General features: G+C 68.5%; 11 protein-coding genes. 5 read left to right on the forward strand and 6 right to left on the reverse strand.

Going from position 1 to position 15509, the window contains the following annotated elements:
* The first annotated feature begins 36 nt into the window (after positions 1–36).
* On the forward strand, positions 37–1074 hold the full coding sequence (locus tag ACFYRX_RS28400) for a hypothetical protein (protein WP_389105386.1): 1038 nt from the start codon (positions 37–39) through the stop codon (positions 1072–1074).
* A 703-nt stretch (positions 1075–1777) separates the two neighbouring features.
* On the opposite strand, the gene ACFYRX_RS28405 is transcribed toward ACFYRX_RS28400, so the two are convergent.
* Positions 1778–2389 carry a TetR/AcrR family transcriptional regulator gene (locus ACFYRX_RS28405; protein ID WP_389105389.1) on the reverse strand — a complete coding sequence of 204 codons (612 nt, stop codon included), beginning with the start codon at positions 2387–2389 and terminating at the stop codon, positions 1778–1780.
* Between the two features lie 174 nt (positions 2390–2563).
* Here ACFYRX_RS28405 and ACFYRX_RS28410 point away from each other — a divergent pair, with 174 nt between their 5' ends.
* Positions 2564–3415 (forward strand): alpha/beta fold hydrolase, encoded by an 852-nt coding sequence (locus ACFYRX_RS28410; protein ID WP_389105392.1) that lies wholly within the window; start codon positions 2564–2566, stop codon positions 3413–3415.
* Positions 3416–4050: 635 nt separating this feature from the next.
* On the opposite strand, the gene ACFYRX_RS28415 is transcribed toward ACFYRX_RS28410, so the two are convergent.
* Positions 4051–4599, reverse strand: coding sequence for a TetR/AcrR family transcriptional regulator (locus tag ACFYRX_RS28415; protein ID WP_389105395.1), 549 nt, complete (start codon positions 4597–4599; stop codon positions 4051–4053).
* A 909-nt stretch (positions 4600–5508) separates the two neighbouring features.
* On the opposite strand from ACFYRX_RS28415, the gene ACFYRX_RS28420 reads away from it, so the two are divergent.
* A complete protein-coding gene (locus ACFYRX_RS28420; RefSeq protein WP_389105398.1) occupies positions 5509–5910 on the forward strand; it encodes a N,N-dimethylformamidase beta subunit family domain-containing protein in 402 nt (133 codons plus the stop codon).
* 472 nt (positions 5911–6382) lie between these two features.
* Here ACFYRX_RS28420 and ACFYRX_RS28425 read toward each other — a convergent pair whose 3' ends face one another.
* The 4 genes from ACFYRX_RS28425 to ACFYRX_RS28440 all read right to left on the reverse strand — a co-directional run bounded on the left by ACFYRX_RS28425 (position 6383) and on the right by ACFYRX_RS28440 (position 12685).
* The gene (locus tag ACFYRX_RS28425; RefSeq protein ID WP_389105401.1) at positions 6383–9463 is read right to left on the reverse strand and encodes a family 78 glycoside hydrolase catalytic domain; all 3081 of its coding nucleotides are present in this window, start codon (positions 9461–9463) and stop codon (positions 6383–6385) included.
* Positions 9464–9589: 126 nt separating this feature from the next.
* Entirely contained in the window at positions 9590–10855 is a 1266-nt protein-coding gene (locus ACFYRX_RS28430) for an ABC transporter substrate-binding protein (protein ID WP_389105404.1), read from the reverse strand.
* Positions 10856–10910: 55 nt separating this feature from the next.
* Positions 10911–11732 carry a carbohydrate ABC transporter permease gene (locus ACFYRX_RS28435; protein ID WP_319332608.1) on the reverse strand — a complete coding sequence of 274 codons (822 nt, stop codon included), beginning with the start codon at positions 11730–11732 and terminating at the stop codon, positions 10911–10913.
* Complete coding sequence (locus ACFYRX_RS28440; protein ID WP_389105407.1) at positions 11729–12685, reverse strand: carbohydrate ABC transporter permease; 957 nt, start codon at positions 12683–12685, stop codon at positions 11729–11731. Before ACFYRX_RS28440 ends, ACFYRX_RS28435 begins: the two co-directional genes overlap by 4 nt.
* Before the next feature lie 345 nt (positions 12686–13030).
* Between ACFYRX_RS28440 and ACFYRX_RS28445 the strand changes: the two genes are divergently transcribed.
* On the forward strand, positions 13031–14068 hold the full coding sequence (locus ACFYRX_RS28445) for a LacI family DNA-binding transcriptional regulator (RefSeq protein ID WP_389105410.1): 1038 nt from the start codon (positions 13031–13033) through the stop codon (positions 14066–14068).
* Between the two features lie 182 nt (positions 14069–14250).
* Complete coding sequence (locus ACFYRX_RS28450) at positions 14251–15381, forward strand: ABC transporter substrate-binding protein (RefSeq protein WP_389105413.1); 1131 nt, start codon at positions 14251–14253, stop codon at positions 15379–15381.
* Positions 15382–15509 lie beyond the last annotated feature (128 nt).

Below are 15509 nucleotides of genomic sequence, written 5' to 3' on the forward strand. Positions count from 1 at the left end.
CCCACACCACCGAGGCCCGCTGAAGGAGCCCCCGCCATGCCCACCACCAAGCGTCACGCACTGATCATCATCTCGTCCGGCCGTCAGCTGCCGCTGATCGAGCCGGCCGAGGTCAAGTCGATCTCGACCGGGTTCTTCCTGGTCGAGATGGCACAGGTGCTCAAGGAGTTCGAGAACGACTACGAGTTCACCTTCGCCACCCCCGACGGCAACGCCCCGCAACTCGACATCAACGGCATGGCCCTGTCCGTGCACTCCATCGAGAAGACCGGCGCCAAGACCCTCCCCCTGCGCATGCAGCAGCGCCGCCGCTCGTTCGACGTCAACAGCTTCCGGCAGCGCCACCCCGAGCTGGTCGCCCGCCGCGAGCAGGAAGTCCGGCTGCTGGAGCGGCACATCGGCCGGATCCCGGTCTCCGAACTACTGCCCAACAGCGAACCGGAGCTCGCCGAGTACCGCCCCGAACTGATCCGCCGCCTCGACAAGCTGCCCGAGGCCACGTTCCATTCGCTGCGGGAACTCGTCCAGCGCCACCGCGATGCGGCCGATGCGTTCACCTTCGCCGACTTCGACTTCATCCACACCCCCGGCGGTCACGCCCCCATGGTCGACTTCCGCGACAACCCGTGGCTCGGCGAAACCCTCCACACAGCCCGGGAGAACGACGTCACCATCTCGTTGATCTGCCACGCGCCCATCGCGGTGACCTCCACCCGCCAGCGCATCGACGCGCAGGGCGCCGTCTACTCCGTGAAGGACAACCCGTTCCTCGCCGCCACCATCTCGACCGTCCCCAAGATCGGCGAGCGGTTCGCGCTGCGGTTCCTCTACCCGCGCGTCCCGGGCAAGGCGACCCGATTGCCCTACTTCGTCGACGTGGCCATCAGGGAAGCCGGCTTCACCGTCGCGGCCTCCCCCAACATCTCCGCCCCGCAAACGGCCTACGAGCCGTCCGTGCGGCTGCTCACCGGCAACGGCCCACAGGCCATCGACCAGCAGACCGCCGAACTCCGCAGCATCCTCACCCACAGCCCCGCTGCCCGCCCGACCAGCAGTAAGCAGGCGAGCGCGTAGCGGCGACCCCACGCTGTGCCAGCCAGGCAGCCGACGACACGGTCGAACAGACGGGACAGGTACGGAGGCGGCCCGATACGGCCCGCTTCCTGAGTTCCGCCAGCGGATACGCCTCGACGATCCGGACGTCCTGCGCCACCGTGCGATGCCGGGCTGTCGCTCCGGCAAGAAAGCCACCGTCCCGGACCCGGAAGCACACGACCAGTGGCGCGCCCTGCTGGAGGTCCGGCCCGACGAGCCACTGTGGACCTCACTGAGCAGTGTGCATCGTGACGTTTCTGGTCACAGGTGTGCGTGGGGTTCGGGGTACTCATGCTGGTCGTGGGGGGATGACTTCGGTGAAGATCGTCGGTCACCGGGAGATTTCGCGGTTCGTGCGGACTAGCAGGGCCCTGACCAGGGCGGTCGCCCACGCCGGGGCAGTGCGGACCTTGCCGAGCACGCGCCAGTTCAAGAGGTGCGCGAAGCCGTGCTCGACCGGGGCGCCCTCACGGCCGCCAGCGCCTTGTCGGACAGCCTCTGACCACGCGTCAGGGGCCTGTTCCGTGCCGCCTTGTAGCCGCCGATCACCGCCGGGCCGGTGTCCGGGCGGTGTCGTCCCGTCCGACGAATCCCGGGTCGGCGACGGCTCCGGGTCTGGCCGTTCGCAGCTTCTACGTGAGCTGGCCGTGCCACGCACGTGGCCGAGCCCAGACTGTCGGCTTCATCGGCGGGATGCCGGGTGAGCGGCGGCAAGGGCGGTATCGATCAGGAGCTCCGCGATGGATCGGGCACAAGCGGCGGTCTGACCGCTGTTGAGCGCGGTGGCGCGGGCGGCCCCGCCGTCGTAGAGCAGGGCGAGCTGCTCGCCGAGGGTTTCCGGGGCAGCGATCCCGGCCTGTCGTGCGATGACCGCAAGGCGGCGGGCGAATTCCCTCTTGTGCGCCGCGGCCAGCTGGTGCACGGGGTGGTCGGGGTCGGGCACCTCGACGCTGGCGTTCAGGAACGGGCAGCCTCGCAGCGGAGCGGTCGGCTCCGGCGGCTCCCAGTCGAAGACGGCGAGGAGCTGCGCTCGCGGGTCCAGCGCCGGACCGTCGGGAGGCCCAAGGGGCGGGAGGTCGCTGTCCTCCAGCGCCTGCAAGTACGCCTGGACGAGCTCGTCCTTGCTGGGGAAGTGCCTGTACAGGGTGCGCTTGGAGACGTTGGCGACGGTCGACAGCTGGTCCATTCCGGTCGCGTTGATCCCCTGGGCGGTGAACAGCTCGGTCGCCGCTTTGAGGATCCGCTCGCGGGCGCCGCGACCGCGGCGCCGCGGTACGGGGATGGGTTCGGTCATGGCTCAAGGATACCGATCGTTTTACATCGCCCGACGCGAGTGCTACGGTCCCCCTAGTAAACCGATCGTCTTACTTAGTCGGTGGGCCGAGGACGCGCGATCGTCGCCGCGAGGGGACGAGACCCCCCTTCACCTCCACCGGCAAGTGCGCCAAACAGGAAAGAGAACCAGGTCATGAGCACGTTTCTGGCTGACAAGGCCGACGATCTGACCGTGGAGAGCTCCTCCGCGACGTTCACCTACCGGCGACTGGGCCCACAGGGGGGCACCCCGCTGGTCCTGCTGAACCGCTTCCGCGGCACCCTCGACTGGTGGGACCCGGAGTTCCTGGACCTGCTGGCCGCCGACCACGACGTGATCCTGTTCGACAACGTCGGCACCGGCTACACCGACGGCACCCCGAGTGACTCCATCGAGGGCTTCGCTGATGGTGCCATCGAGTTCATCGAGTCCCTCGGCCTCGCCCAGGCCGACCTGCTGGGCTGGTCCCTGGGCGGCATCGTCGCCCAGCACGTCGTCCTCAAGCGTCCCGACCTGGTGCGCAAGCTCATCGTCGCGAGCAGCACCCCCGGCGGCCAGGTGCCCGGCGTGCCGGAGCTGACCGAGAAGGTCCTCGGCATCGCGACCAAGCCGAAGGCTGACGCGGACGACATGATCTACCTGCTCTACCCGGAGACCGAGGCGGCTACCGCCGCCGGCCGGCGGCACATCGCCCACGTCTCCCCCCGGTTCCCCAACGGGCGCCCCTATGTATCCGATGAGGCGGCCGCGGGCCAGCTCACCGCCCTGGCCAAGAGCGGGTCGACCCCGTGGGAGCAGGTGCAGGCCGGCCTGGAAGCCATCACGCAGCCCGTGCTGTACGCCAACGGAGTGAACGACGTGATGATCCCCGCCCTGGCCTCCTATGTCGCAGTCCAGCACCTGCAGAACGCCACCCTCGTCCTCTACGCCGGCGCAGGCCACGGCTTCCTCTTCCAGCACGCCAAGGAGTTCGTCACCCAGGTGACCAACTTCCTCGCCGAGTGAGACCCGTGCATCGTGAAGTTTCAGGTCACGGGTCTGGGGTGAGGGACGGTCGGGATACTCGCATCGTCTGAGCTGTCGGTCGAAGCCGTTGTCGGGTTCTGCTGCGCCGACCGCCTGGCCGCTCCCACGAGGCCCAGGCCGAGCGGGAGGAACTGGTGATCGCCGAGCGGGTCCTGAACCGGCTGGCCGAGCAGGACCGGGTCGCGGCGGTAGCCCCGCCCCGCCCCGGGTGGCGGGGCGGGGCGGGGCTGTGCTGCTGATCCCGCACCGCGGCGAGAATCCTGACGAGGCCGCGCCGCCCGCCGCAGGCCGCTGCCAGCAGGACGTAACCAGCGGGCCCTCGGCGGCAGTTGAGTTTGGTGTGAAAAGCCAACAGTACCGTTGAGGGCCCTGACGGCCTTGTCCACACCGCCCGCCTGTCCCTGTCGAGCGCCACTTTGAACTAGTGGCGGACCCTGCCCGCCGGGAAGATCGCGGGCATCGTGCTCGCAGTGCTGCGCTACCAGCGACCCGGCGACCGGCCTGCGCACCTGGGTCCTGGGCCGCGCCCCCGGACGACGACACACTGATGGCACCCTGCAACTGAAGCAAGCGGCCGCCGCTTCCCCGATCCTCGACGCGGTCGGCAGACGCCGCTACCTCTGGGCGCGCAGCCCCGCGCACGCCAGGTCGATCATGCGCTTGCGCGCCTCCGGGTCGGAGCCCTGCTGCTCCCGGGCCAGACAGCCGACCATGAGCGCCTTGACGTCGGCAGCCACGACGTCCGGCCGCACGGCACCGGCCTTCTGCGCACCGACGAGCAGCTCCTCTTCCACGGCCAGCAGATTGTGCTCGGGGGCCAAGGCCACCGAGTGGACGTCGAAGCCTGTCCCGCTCATCGCCTGCGCAAGACCGAGATTGACCGCGCTGTGCTCGACCATCAGGGCGAAGAACTCGAAGAACGCTGCGCCCGGATCACGGGTCGCAGCCAGTTGCCGGGCCCGGTCGACGATCTCGGCCACCAGATGCAGCACGATCGCCTCGTACAGCGAGTCCTTCGTCGGGAAATGGCGACTGACCGTCCCTGTGCCCACACCGGCCCGCCGGGCGATCTCCGCCACCGGCACCGACAACCCCTCGGCGGCGAACGTCTCCAACGCCACCTCCAGGACGCGCTTGCGGTTGCGCTCGGCATCAGCACGCATCAAAGACCCTCAGACTTCCGACCAAGCGGGACGACTGTCCCGATTGTAGTGGACCGGCCCTCCAGGACCGCCACAGAAACCGGATCGCAGTCCCGCATGGTGAATCCGGGCACTATCCCGGTTGGGGGAGGCGCCCGTGGCCATAGGAGGCTTACGGCATGAGCAAGGTCTGGTCCGTCGCCGGTTCCTCGCGCGACATTGGTCGCGAATTCGCCGTCCCTGCCCTGGAGTGCCGCGAACCGGTCGCCGCCCCGCTACCCCGGATACCGGCACGGTGACGGAGCCGGCCCGGCACGTGGTGCCGCCTCCACCCACACAGCCGGCGTGCGGTTACGCAGTGCCGCCGCAGCTCCGCGAGGACTGTCGTCACAGAGGAGACTGACCTATCCCTGATCTCGAATGTCCGTCAAAGCGGATCAAACTCACACCAGGTGTGCCCTCAGCAAGCTGGCCGCCGACGCTCCTGGACGACATCACGGGTCGAGCGACACGAAGGCGCCAGCGTCTCCACAGCACGGTGAACAGCCGACGTCGCCCTTGCATCGCTCGCGCACCCGCCGTGCCGGTATCTGCAGAGCCTCTACTGTCGGCCGGCAGCCCCGTGGACCGCAGCCCATGCCGCGCAACGGATGAATTGCCTCGGAAACACCGTCGGCCTGGACACGGCCGCGCCGCCCCGGCCCCTGTACGGCCCCTGGGTCCTCACATCGGCCCACAGGGCAGTCGCCCGGACCGCGAGCGACACCCTCGATCGTCTACTCAGCCGCAGGTCAGAGGGTTGAAGCTCCCCCGAGCACCGCCGGACTCCAAACCCGCGAGCAGCGGATTCAGTCCGTTCAGGCGAAGTTGGCGATCTGACAGGACAAAATGAACGTTTCCGCAGTTCAGAGGCGTGCACAGGTGGGGCGGGTGGGACTCGAACCCACGGCCGACGAAGGCGTCGGTGAGAACGAGCTCCTCGGGGACTTCGGCATCATCGGCGGCGGCGCGGCCGGCGCCGAGATCGACTGCTGGAACCCGGCGCTCGGCTCGCCGCCCGAAGCCCTGGTCCTGGCCACCTCCGGGCCCTTCTCCGACAACTACCTGCTGGTGACCGAGGAGATCTTCGAGATGCTCCCGGGGATGGGCGGAACCGAGCAGCCGGCGGTCCGCTCGGACATGGTCTACTGCGCGCTGGAGGGCGGCGACGGATTCTTCTCGGTCGGCTCCATCGCCTGGACCGGGTCGCTGTCCCACAACGGGTACGACGACAACATCGCGAAGATCACAGGCAACGTACTGCGGCGCTTCCTCGATGAGAAGCCGCTGTAGGCCACCCCTGCCGTCGAAGGCGTCCCGCTCCGCCAGGCGGAGCGGGACGGGAACGGCCCCGGTGGTGGACGTCCGCGGTGTCTGCCGCCGACAGACCGGGGCTGCCCGTGGCCGGTGCTTGTCGATCTGTTCCTGTCCTTGTGGCCCCTCAATGGCCCCTGGGAGCCGATGAGTTGGGCGCCTGCCACAGCAGCCGCCGTGCCCGCCCAGTTCAGCCAAGGGGACAGAACCCTCGCACAGCGGAGTCCCTTACCGGAGGAGCTCGCCACCGCGTTAAGCTCGTTCGGAAAATCTCGTCCAGCACTCCAGCGCCTGGTCTGCGACGAGTTCAGCGAGGCAGCGCCCGGCGTGCCCTGGTCGCGCCCCCGCTCGCCGGGTGCTGTCGATGACAGCGTCCGCGATGCCCCCTCGGCGCCGCGAACACGGCCGCTTCGTGATGTCGGCACCTGCCTGACAGGCGTCTGGCGGCAGGTCAGCGGAGCCGGGCGGTCAGGTGATACCGGCCCGACGGCAACCTGTACGAGGCCACACCGTCCTTGTGGCCGAGGAGACGCACCCCGTCCACTCGGGCCAGCGGAGTCCGTCCTTCGCGGACGGCATCGGCGGAGATGACTGAAAGGCGCAGCGTCGCCTCGCTGTTGGCGGGCACGAGCGCGTCGTACACAAGGCTCCCGCCTCCGTCCTCCATCTTCCACTCGCTCCTGATCTCGCCGTACGGCGACTCGTGCGAGCCCGACACCTGCGTGATCCTGGCGGTGGGATCGGTGTGGGGTTGCAGGACGAAGTGCTTGAAGCCGGGGCTCTCCGGGTCGCGGGCGATGCCGGCCATGTAGGCGTACATCCACTCCATGATCGCGCCGTAGGCGTAGTGGTTGAAGGAGTTCATGCTTACCGGCCCGAACCCGTCCTCCTTGGAGTAGGAGTTCCATCGCTCCCAGACGGTGGTGGCGCCGTTCTTCACGGAGAACAGCCAGGACGGCAAGGCGTCCTGGTGGAGCAGCTTGTACGCCAGGTCCGCGCGCCCCTCGTCGGTGAGGATGGGGGCGAGGACGTTGACGCCGAGGAAGCCGACGGACAGCGTGTTCTCGGCGTACCTGACCCGGCTGCTGTTCGGGTGCGCCGCCTTGTAGGCTTCGTCGTTGCCTATGTTGTCGGCGAGATGCCCGACGAGTGTGCGGCGTTGGGCCTCCGTCTCGTAGAAACCGAGCTTGAGGACCCAGAGCAGCGCCGTCTGGCTGTTGTCCTCCGTCTTCTGGTTGGGGTCGGAGCCCGGTTCGATCGGGGAGGCGTCGCCGAGGCTGGACTTGACCGTGACCGCGCCGCCCTCGGTGCTCAGGTACTTGGTGATGAACGCCTGCCTGATGCGTCCGAAGAGCCGGTCGTACACCTCTCCCTCCGCCGTCCTGCCGATCGCGCGGGCCATCTGTGCCATCAGCCGGGTGCTGTAGCCGTAGTAGACGTCGCTCATCAGCTGGGCGCTGGTCTTCTGGGGCCCCAGCCAGTCGCCGGTGAGGGAGCCCTGTCCGGCATAGGTGTCGCCGGTCTGCTCCTGGATCCAGTCCAGGTAGCGGGTCATCGCCGGCCAGTTGTCCTTGACGATGGTCGCGTCCCCGGTCATCTGCCACACGGTCCAGGGCACGATGACACCGGCGTCCGCCCAACCGCTGCCGCCGCCAGGGAAGTTGAAACGTCCGGTGGGGGCGACGCCGGTGAACTGGGCTTTGTCCGTACCGTAGATGGCCTGGGAGTCGACGACCGTGTCCTGGAAGTGACTGAGGAAGACCCCGGCGTCCACGTTGTACAGACCCGTCGTGGAGAAGACCTGGGTGTCGCCGGTCCAGCCGAGGCGTTCGTCGCGCTGCGGGCAGTCGGTGGGCACCCAGAGGTAGTTGCCGCGCTGACCCCAACGGATGTTGCTCGCAAGCTGGTTGATGTCGGGATCGTTGGTGGTGAAGGTACCGATCTCGCGGATCGCGGAGGTGGCGACCTTTCCGGTCAGGCCGGCGATCGTGACGGTGTCCGTCGTGGTGACGGACACATAACGGAAGCCGTAGAACGTCAGGCAGTCCTGGTGGGTCTCGCCGTGCCGGTCGCCCTTGAGGATGTAGGTGCTGGTGGCCTTGGCGCTTCGGAGATTGGCCCGGTAGAGGGAGCCCTCGGGGCCGTCCGCGCCGGTGCTGTCGTCATTGAGCATCTCGCCGAACCTGAACTCGACCTTGGCTCCGGCGGGGCCGCGCAGGCTGTAGCGGGCCACACCGACCATGTTCTGACCGAGGTCGAAGACGGCCGTCTCGCCACTGCCGATCGTGGCCGAGGCGGAGGCCGCCTTCACAGGGTCGGTCACCGTCCGGGCGGGGTCCACGACGATGCGGCCCCTGCCGTTGGGGCTGCCGTCCTGCCCGGTCACCCCCGTGGCGACGGTGATCGACCGCGGTCGCCGATCCCAACGGTCCATGAAGCGCGCGGTCTCGCCCGGGTAGACGAGGAGCTGCGCGTCCGGGAACTTGTCCTCGAAGGCGACTCGCTCCACGTCCGACCAGGCGGAGTCGTCGAACCCGTGCGCGGTCCAGCCCGGCAGCTCCATCCGGGCGTCGTAGGTCTGGCCGTCGTAGATGTCGTCGGCGCGGTAGGGGCCGGTGTCGGTGGCCTTCCAGCCGCCGTCCGGCCCGGTGACGACCGTCTGCGACGTCCCGTCGGCGTACCGGATCAGTAGCTTGGCCTTGACGGCCAAGGCGTTGCCGTCCGCCGAGTAGTACGTACTGCCGTCGGATATACGGCCGTTGTACCAGCCGTTACCCAGGACGAACCCGAGGGTGACGTCCGCGCGCTCTCGCGTCACGAGATCCGTGACGTCGTACGTCATGTAGTTGACGCGCGCGTCGTAGTTCGTCGAGCCCGGGGGGAGCAGTTCGATCGCGGTGCCGTCGTCCTGCGGGACGGTCACGTGGCGTCCGTTGACATAGGCCTCGTACACGCCGAGGGCCGAGACGTACAGCCGCGCCTCGCGGATCCCCTTTTTCAGAGCCACTTGCCTCCGAAGCATCGGCGCCCCAGCCGAGTTGGGGACCTTCCCCTTCATCCCGATCCACTGCGAGCCCTCCCATCCGCCGACGCCGTCGGTGCTCATGAGGCCGGTCTCGAAGAAGGCGGGGGGCGCCGTACCGACCGCACGGCCTTCGGCGTCCCAGACGGTGACGGTCCAGTGGTAGCGGGTCGAGGTGTTCAGCGCCCTGCCCGCGTAGCGGACAGCCACAGAATCGTCGGAGCGTACGCGGCCGCTGTCCCAGACGTCCGCGCGACTGGCCGTCAGCCTGTCCCGTGAGCTCGCCACCAGAATCTGGTAGGCCCCCTGGCTCCGCCCGCGCGACGCGGACCGCATGCGCCAGCCGAAGCGCGGCCGCTCGGCGTCCACGCCCAGGGGGTCGGTGCGGTGTTCCACGGTCAGTCCGGTCACCGCGGCGTCCGGACGGCGGGACGGTGCCGCCTGCGCGGTGGCCGAGCCGCCCACGGTGCCGGCCACTACCGGCGCCGCGCCGGCCGTCGCCACGAGCATGGTTCTACGGCGGATTCCCGCGTTGCCTCCGCCGGGGGCATCGCTCTTGCCGAGGTCACGGTCCGTGCCGTCCGCATGGTGGGGTGCATTGCTCACACCGTCATCCCTTCGGGTGTTGGGGGGTGGTCAGGAGCCGGACTTGTAGTCGGTGTCCATCTCGGCGAGGAGCTTTTCGGGCGTGGACTGGCCGCTGAAGATCTCCTGAAGGCCGCTGAGCATGGTCTGCTGGACCTTGGCGTTGGGCCACAGTTGGTCCATGAACGGCACGGTGCGGTCCGACGTGATGAACTTGGAGAGTTCGGCCAGGGACGGATCCGCCACGTACCCCGTGTCCGGCAGGGAGGGCAGACCGCCCTGCTTCTTGACGAACAGGTTCATGCCCTCGTGCGACATCACGAAGTTCACGAACTTCAGGGCGAGTTCCTTGTTCTTCGCCTTGGCGTTGACGCCGTAGCCGGCGCCCGCAGCCGCCGGGATGAGGGTCTGGGACGGGTCATCGGTGGCGGGGAGCGCCTTGAGCGTGAACGTGCCCTTCGGGTTCTTGCCCTTCAGGAGGGCGATCACCCAGTTGCCCTGGATGATGCCGAGGGTCTTTCCGGAGGCGGCGAGGGCTTGGCCGGCTTCGTAGTTGGTGCCCAGCGGGTTCTTCTGGAAGCAGCCGGTCTTCTCCATCGTGAGGTACTTGTCCAGGGCGGTGGCCCACTGTGACTGGGCGAAGGTGGCCTGGCCCGCCTGCATCTTCTGGTCGAAGTCGCGGTCCGGGCCGTAGACGGTGGTGGCGACCAGTGCGTACAGGACGAGTTGGGTCACCCAGTTGTCCTGGTTGCCGAGGGCGAAGGCCGGGGTTCCCTTGGCCTTCGCGGCCTTGCAGAAGGCCAGCAGGTCGGTCCAGGTGTCCGGCGCGGTGAGCCCGGCCTTCTGCATGGCCTGCTCGTTGTAGACGGCGCCGATGCCGTTCTGGCCGAAGATCGCGTTGTACGTCTTGCCCTCGTACTGCGCGACGGTCTTGATGGCGTCCGGCATCTTGGCGGCCCAGGACTGGTCCGAAAGGTCGCGCAGGTAGCCGGGCTTGGCCAGGACGACCGTGGCGCCCGGGTTGCCGTTGCCGGGCCAGACCGACATCACGTCGGGTGCGGTGCCCGAGGACAGCTGGGTGCGGATCTGCTGCTGGTACTGGTCGGCGCCGCTGGTGGTGTAGCGGACCTTGACACCGGGGTTGGCCCTCTCGAAGGCCTTGACGACGTCCTCGACGGAGCCCTGGTCGACCGAGGCGAGCGTCAGGGTCTTCGATCCCCCGCCGGAGTCTCCTGCCTTGGTACCGCCGCTGCAGGCGGCCAACACCGCCACGGATGTCACCGCGGCGATCAGGGCCGGGAGTGTGCGTGTCTTCATGAAGTCCCCCTCGGGGAAGAGTCACCGAACATGAGGGACGGGTGGGCGGCGTGTGTCATCCGCGCAGCCCTCCCGCGAAGCCGTTGATGATGCTGCGCTGGAGCAGGAAGTAGACGAGCAGGACGGGCAGGATGCTGATCACCAGTGCGGCGAAGATGAGGTTCCAGTCCGTGACGTACTGGCCGACGAAACCGGCGATGGCGACCGGCATGGTCTGCTGCGCGCTGCCGCTGAGGTACAGCAACGGGGTGAAGAAGTCGTTCCAGATGGCGACCGTGTTGAGCACCAGAGCGGTCACCGTGATCGGTTTGAGCATCGGCAGGACGACGTACCGGAAGCCCTGCAGCGAGGTGCAGCCGTCGATCAGTGCCGCGTCCTCGAAGTCCCGGGGCAAGGCGCGCAGAAAGCCGACGTACAGGAAGACGGTGAAGGGCACCTGCAGACCTGAGTAGAAGAGGACCAACGCCCAGGGGGTGCCGAGGAGCCCCATGTCCCGCATGGTCTGGTAGAGCGGCAGGGCCGCCAGTTGGAACGGCAGGACCAGGCCCAGGAGGAAGGTCAGATACGTTCCCCGGGACCAGCGGGCCGCCACCCGGGCCAGGGGGTACGCCGCGAGCGACGAGACGGCCAGCACGATGACGACACTGCACACCGTCACCAGCACGCTGTTGACCAACGCCCCGCCCAGCGCGCCCTGCTGCCAGGCCTGGGTGAAGTTGGCGAGGGTGGGTGAGGTGGTCGGGCTGATCGGTGAGGAGGTGTCCGACGCCGGGCGTACGGCCAGGTTGACCAGGACGTACACCGGGAAGCCCACGACCAGGGCCGCGGCGATCATCGCCAGTTCCAGCGCGAGGGTGCGGCGGCGGTAGCGGATCATGAGACGGCCCTCTCGTTGCGGGACAGCACCAGGTACTGACCGGTCGAGACGACTGCCACGATGATCGTGAGGACGACCGCGAGCGCGATGCTGTAGCCGAACTCGCCGAGCGTGAAGGCGTCCTTGTAGATCAGGGTGGAGAGGGTGTCGGTGGCGTGGCCGGGGCCGCCGCCGGTCAACGCGTAGACCTGGTCGAAGAGTTTGATGCCGCCGATGATCGACAGCATCAGGTTGATGGTGAGGGCCGGGGCCAGCAGCGGGCGCGTGACCGACCAGAAGCGGCGCACGGGGCCCGCCCCGTCGATGGCGGCCGCCTCATGGATCTCCTTGGGCACGGACTGGAGTCCGGCCAGGAAGATGACCATCGAGTAGCCGGCGTACTGCCAGACGATCACTCCGATCACCGACCACAGAGCGACCTGCGGACTGCCCAGCCAGTCCTGCTGCCAGCCGTCCAGCCCCGCGGCGCCGAGCAGGCTGTTGACCGCGCCGTCCGGGCCGAGCAGGTTGCGCCAGAGGTAGGCGGTGACGATCGGGGTGATCACGGCCGGGGCGAACAGGAACACCCGGAGCGCGTTGCGGGACTTGATCGCCGAGTTGACGCCGAGGGCCAGCAGCAGACCCACGGCGTTCTGGACGACCGTGATCGACACGGCGATCAGCAGGGTGTGCCAGATGGCCTGCATTGCGTCGGGGTCGTCGAGTATGTCGGAGAAGTTGTCCAGGCCGACGAACGAGAAGTCGGGGTCGAGACCGTCCCAGTCGGTGAAGGCGTAGTAGACACCGCGGACACTCGGCACCAGGACCACGAAGGCGAACAGCAGCAGCGCGGGCAGCGCGGGCAGCGCGAACCACCAGGGCGGGGTGGTGCGCGCCCGCCGGACCTTCGGCGCCCGCTTCGCATCGGGAGGCCGGTCATGGTCCCGCAGCTGCTCGTGCGGGGCGAGGGTCATCGACGCACCTCCTCTCATGAAACGTTTCAAACAGAGTGTTGAATCGGGGCTCCAGCACTGCGGACTGTGCGTGGGGGCGCCGACCGGTTGTCGTGGTGGGTGATGCGGTCCAGGTGTCGGATGGTCCGGTGGTCGGATGCGCGGCCGGATGGCCCGGAGGCCGATGGGTAACGTTTCCCATAAGTGTTGCCAAACCCTAGAGAGCGTCCTGCGTGACGTCAAGATGCCGCGCAAGCTGCGCGATTGTTACGACGGCGACGCTGCTCAGGGTCTGCGACGGCCCCACCGAATCACGCATTCCGTCCTACACTCGCCGACAACGTTTCCCGAAGGGACAGGAACCGGATGGAGCCGCAGGCCCGGCCTCGACGCGTCACCATCGTCGACGTCGCCCGTCACGCAGAGGTGTCCACGACCGCGGTTTCCAAGGTGCTGCGCAACGCGTACGGTGCCAGCCCCGAGATGCGCGCCAAGGTGCGCCGCGCGATCGACGAGCTGGGCTACCGGCCGAACGCCGGCGCCAGGGGCCTGCGCGGACAGACGTACACCATCGGTGTCATGCTGCCCGACATCCGCAACCCCTTCTTCCCCGAGATCCTCGACGGCATCACCACCTCGCTCGCGGACACCGAGTACCAGGTGCTCCTCGGCCCGGGCTGCAACGGGGAGAAGGAGGAGGCCCGCGTCACCGAGGCAATGATCGACCGCGGCATGGACGGCATCATCCTGGTCGCACCGATCTCGCCACGCGCCCATCTGGAGCGCATCGGCACCGCGGTGCCGACCGTCGTCATCGGCCGCCACGGCTCGTCCCCCGCGTACGACACCGTGGTCGACGACGACATCGAGGGCGCCGCCTTGGTCGTCGGCCACCTGGCCGGCCTCGGCCATCGCCGGATCGCCCACATCGAGCATCACGAGACCGACCCGACGCGCCTCACGGAAATGCCCAACGCCCGCCGCGCCGACGGTTATCGCCAGGCCATGCGGCAGAACGGGCTGGAGGAGTGGACCGACGTCGTCTCCACCAGCTACACCCAGGACGGCGGTTACCGGGGCACGAAGGAGCTGCTGGCCCGGCCCGTCCGGCCCACGGCCGTCTTCGCCGGAGCGGACATCGTCGCCATGGGCGTGCTCGAAGCGGTCGCCGAGGCCGGGCTGTCCGTGCCCGGCGACCTCTCGGTGGCCGGCTACGACAACACCACGTTCGCCGCGTTCGGCCCGATCTCCCTCACCAGCGTCGACCAGGGCGGTCACGAGATGGGCCGGAACGCAGTACGCCTCCTCCTGGAACGGATCGCCGACCGTGGCCGCCGATCGGCCCAGGTCACCCTCTCCCCCACGCTCGTGCCGCGCCGGTCCACTGCGCGGCTGACGGAATAGGGCGTCAGCTCCGAGTTGTGCAGCTGGCGTTCAATCGTTCGATTGAACGTTGGATTTGGCCTTTGGAAAACGTTGCCCATTCGGGTGGGGTGAGGCAAGGATGAAGGGCGCCCGACGACCATGGCCGTGCCCAGGCGCCGGGGCTTCACCACTCCACCCCCCATGAGAGAGGCCTCTTCAGCGTGACCATCTTCAGCAGACGACATGTCCTGGCCACCGGTGCCGCCCTCGGCGTCGGAGCCCTCGGCGCCACCGCGACTCCGGCCGCAGCCTCCCCCGCGGGTTCCCGCGGTACGGGCGGACGGGAGGAGACGCGGACGCTCGACGAGCTCTACCGGGCCGCTCTGGCGGAGGGCGGCAAGCTCGTCGTGTACGCAGGCGGCGACACCCCCACCCAGCAGGACTTCACCAAGGCGTCCTTCAAGGCCCGCTTCCCGGACATCGACCTGACGCTGATCGTCGACTACAGCAAGTACCAGGACGTCCGCGTCGACAACCAGTTCGCCACCGACACCCTCGTCCCGGACCTCGTCCAGCTCCAGACCCTCCAGGACTTCACCCGCTGGAAGGGACAGGGCCGCCTGCTGCACTACAAGCCCGCCGGATTCTCGAAGGTCTACGACAGGTTCAAGGACCCGCAGGGCGCCTGGGTGGCCACCAGCGCGCTCGCCTTCAGCTTCATGTACAACACGGCGACGGTCGGTTCGCAGACACCGCTCACCCCGCGTGACCTGGTCGACCCGAAGTGGAAGGGCAAGATCGCCTCCGCCTACCCGCACGACGACGACGCGGTCCTCTACCTCTTCACTCTGTACGCCCAGAAGTACGGCTGGGACTGGGTGGCCAAGTTCGCCGCCCAGGACGTGCGGTTCGCGCGCGGCAGCAACACCCCGGGCGACGCCGTCTTCGGCGGGCAGAAGGTCATCGGTGTCGGCACCGCGGGGTCCGCCGTCAACACCTCTCCCGTGACGTTCGCCATCGGCGCTGGACATCCGTTCATGGCCTGGGGCCAGCGCGTGGCCATCCTCAAGCAGGCAAAGAACTCCACGGCCGCCAAGCTGTTCCTCAACTGGCAGCTGTCCACGGAGATGCAGAACGGCTCCTTCAACGGCTGGTCCGTCCGCACCGACATCACCCCCCCGGCGGGACTGAAGCCGATCTGGGAGTACCCGAACGCCCACGTGGACGGCTTCCCCCGCTTCATGGAGGACCGCGCCGCGATCGAGCGCTGGAAGCAGACCTTCGCCCTGTACTTCGGCGAGGTCAAGGGCGACCCAACGCCCGGCTGGTTGGGACTGCACCCAGGGGCATAGACGAGGGGCGGGTGCGTCGGCCGGCGCACCCGCACCCGCACCCGCACCCGCACCCGCACCCGCACCCGCACCCGCACCCGCACCCGCCAGACCTGACACTCTGCCGCCCCGGGCTCGCAGCGCGAGGA

Source organism: Streptomyces sp. NPDC005374 (genome assembly GCF_042872225.1).
In the GTDB taxonomy this organism is placed as follows: domain Bacteria; phylum Actinomycetota; class Actinomycetes; order Streptomycetales; family Streptomycetaceae; genus Streptomyces.

Excerpts from the sequence above, each read along its gene's own strand:
- ACFYRX_RS28435 (WP_319332608.1), bottom strand. The coding sequence starts at position 11,732 with ATGATCCGCTACCGCCGCCGCACCCTCGCGCTGGAACTGGCGATGATC.
- ACFYRX_RS28430 (WP_389105404.1), bottom strand. The coding sequence starts at position 10,855 with ATGAAGACACGCACACTCCCGGCCCTGATCGCCGCGGTGACATCCGTG.
- ACFYRX_RS28400 (WP_389105386.1), top strand. The coding sequence starts at position 37 with ATGCCCACCACCAAGCGTCACGCACTGATCATCATCTCGTCCGGCCGT.
- ACFYRX_RS28425 (WP_389105401.1), bottom strand. The coding sequence starts at position 9,463 with ATGCTCGTGGCGACGGCCGGCGCGGCGCCGGTAGTGGCCGGCACCGTG.
- ACFYRX_RS28405 (WP_389105389.1), bottom strand. The coding sequence starts at position 2,389 with ATGACCGAACCCATCCCCGTACCGCGGCGCCGCGGTCGCGGCGCCCGC.
- ACFYRX_RS28410 (WP_389105392.1), top strand. The coding sequence starts at position 2,564 with ATGAGCACGTTTCTGGCTGACAAGGCCGACGATCTGACCGTGGAGAGC.
- ACFYRX_RS28445 (WP_389105410.1), top strand. The coding sequence starts at position 13,031 with ATGGAGCCGCAGGCCCGGCCTCGACGCGTCACCATCGTCGACGTCGCC.
- ACFYRX_RS28440 (WP_389105407.1), bottom strand. The coding sequence starts at position 12,685 with ATGACCCTCGCCCCGCACGAGCAGCTGCGGGACCATGACCGGCCTCCC.
- ACFYRX_RS28415 (WP_389105395.1), bottom strand. The coding sequence starts at position 4,599 with ATGCGTGCTGATGCCGAGCGCAACCGCAAGCGCGTCCTGGAGGTGGCG.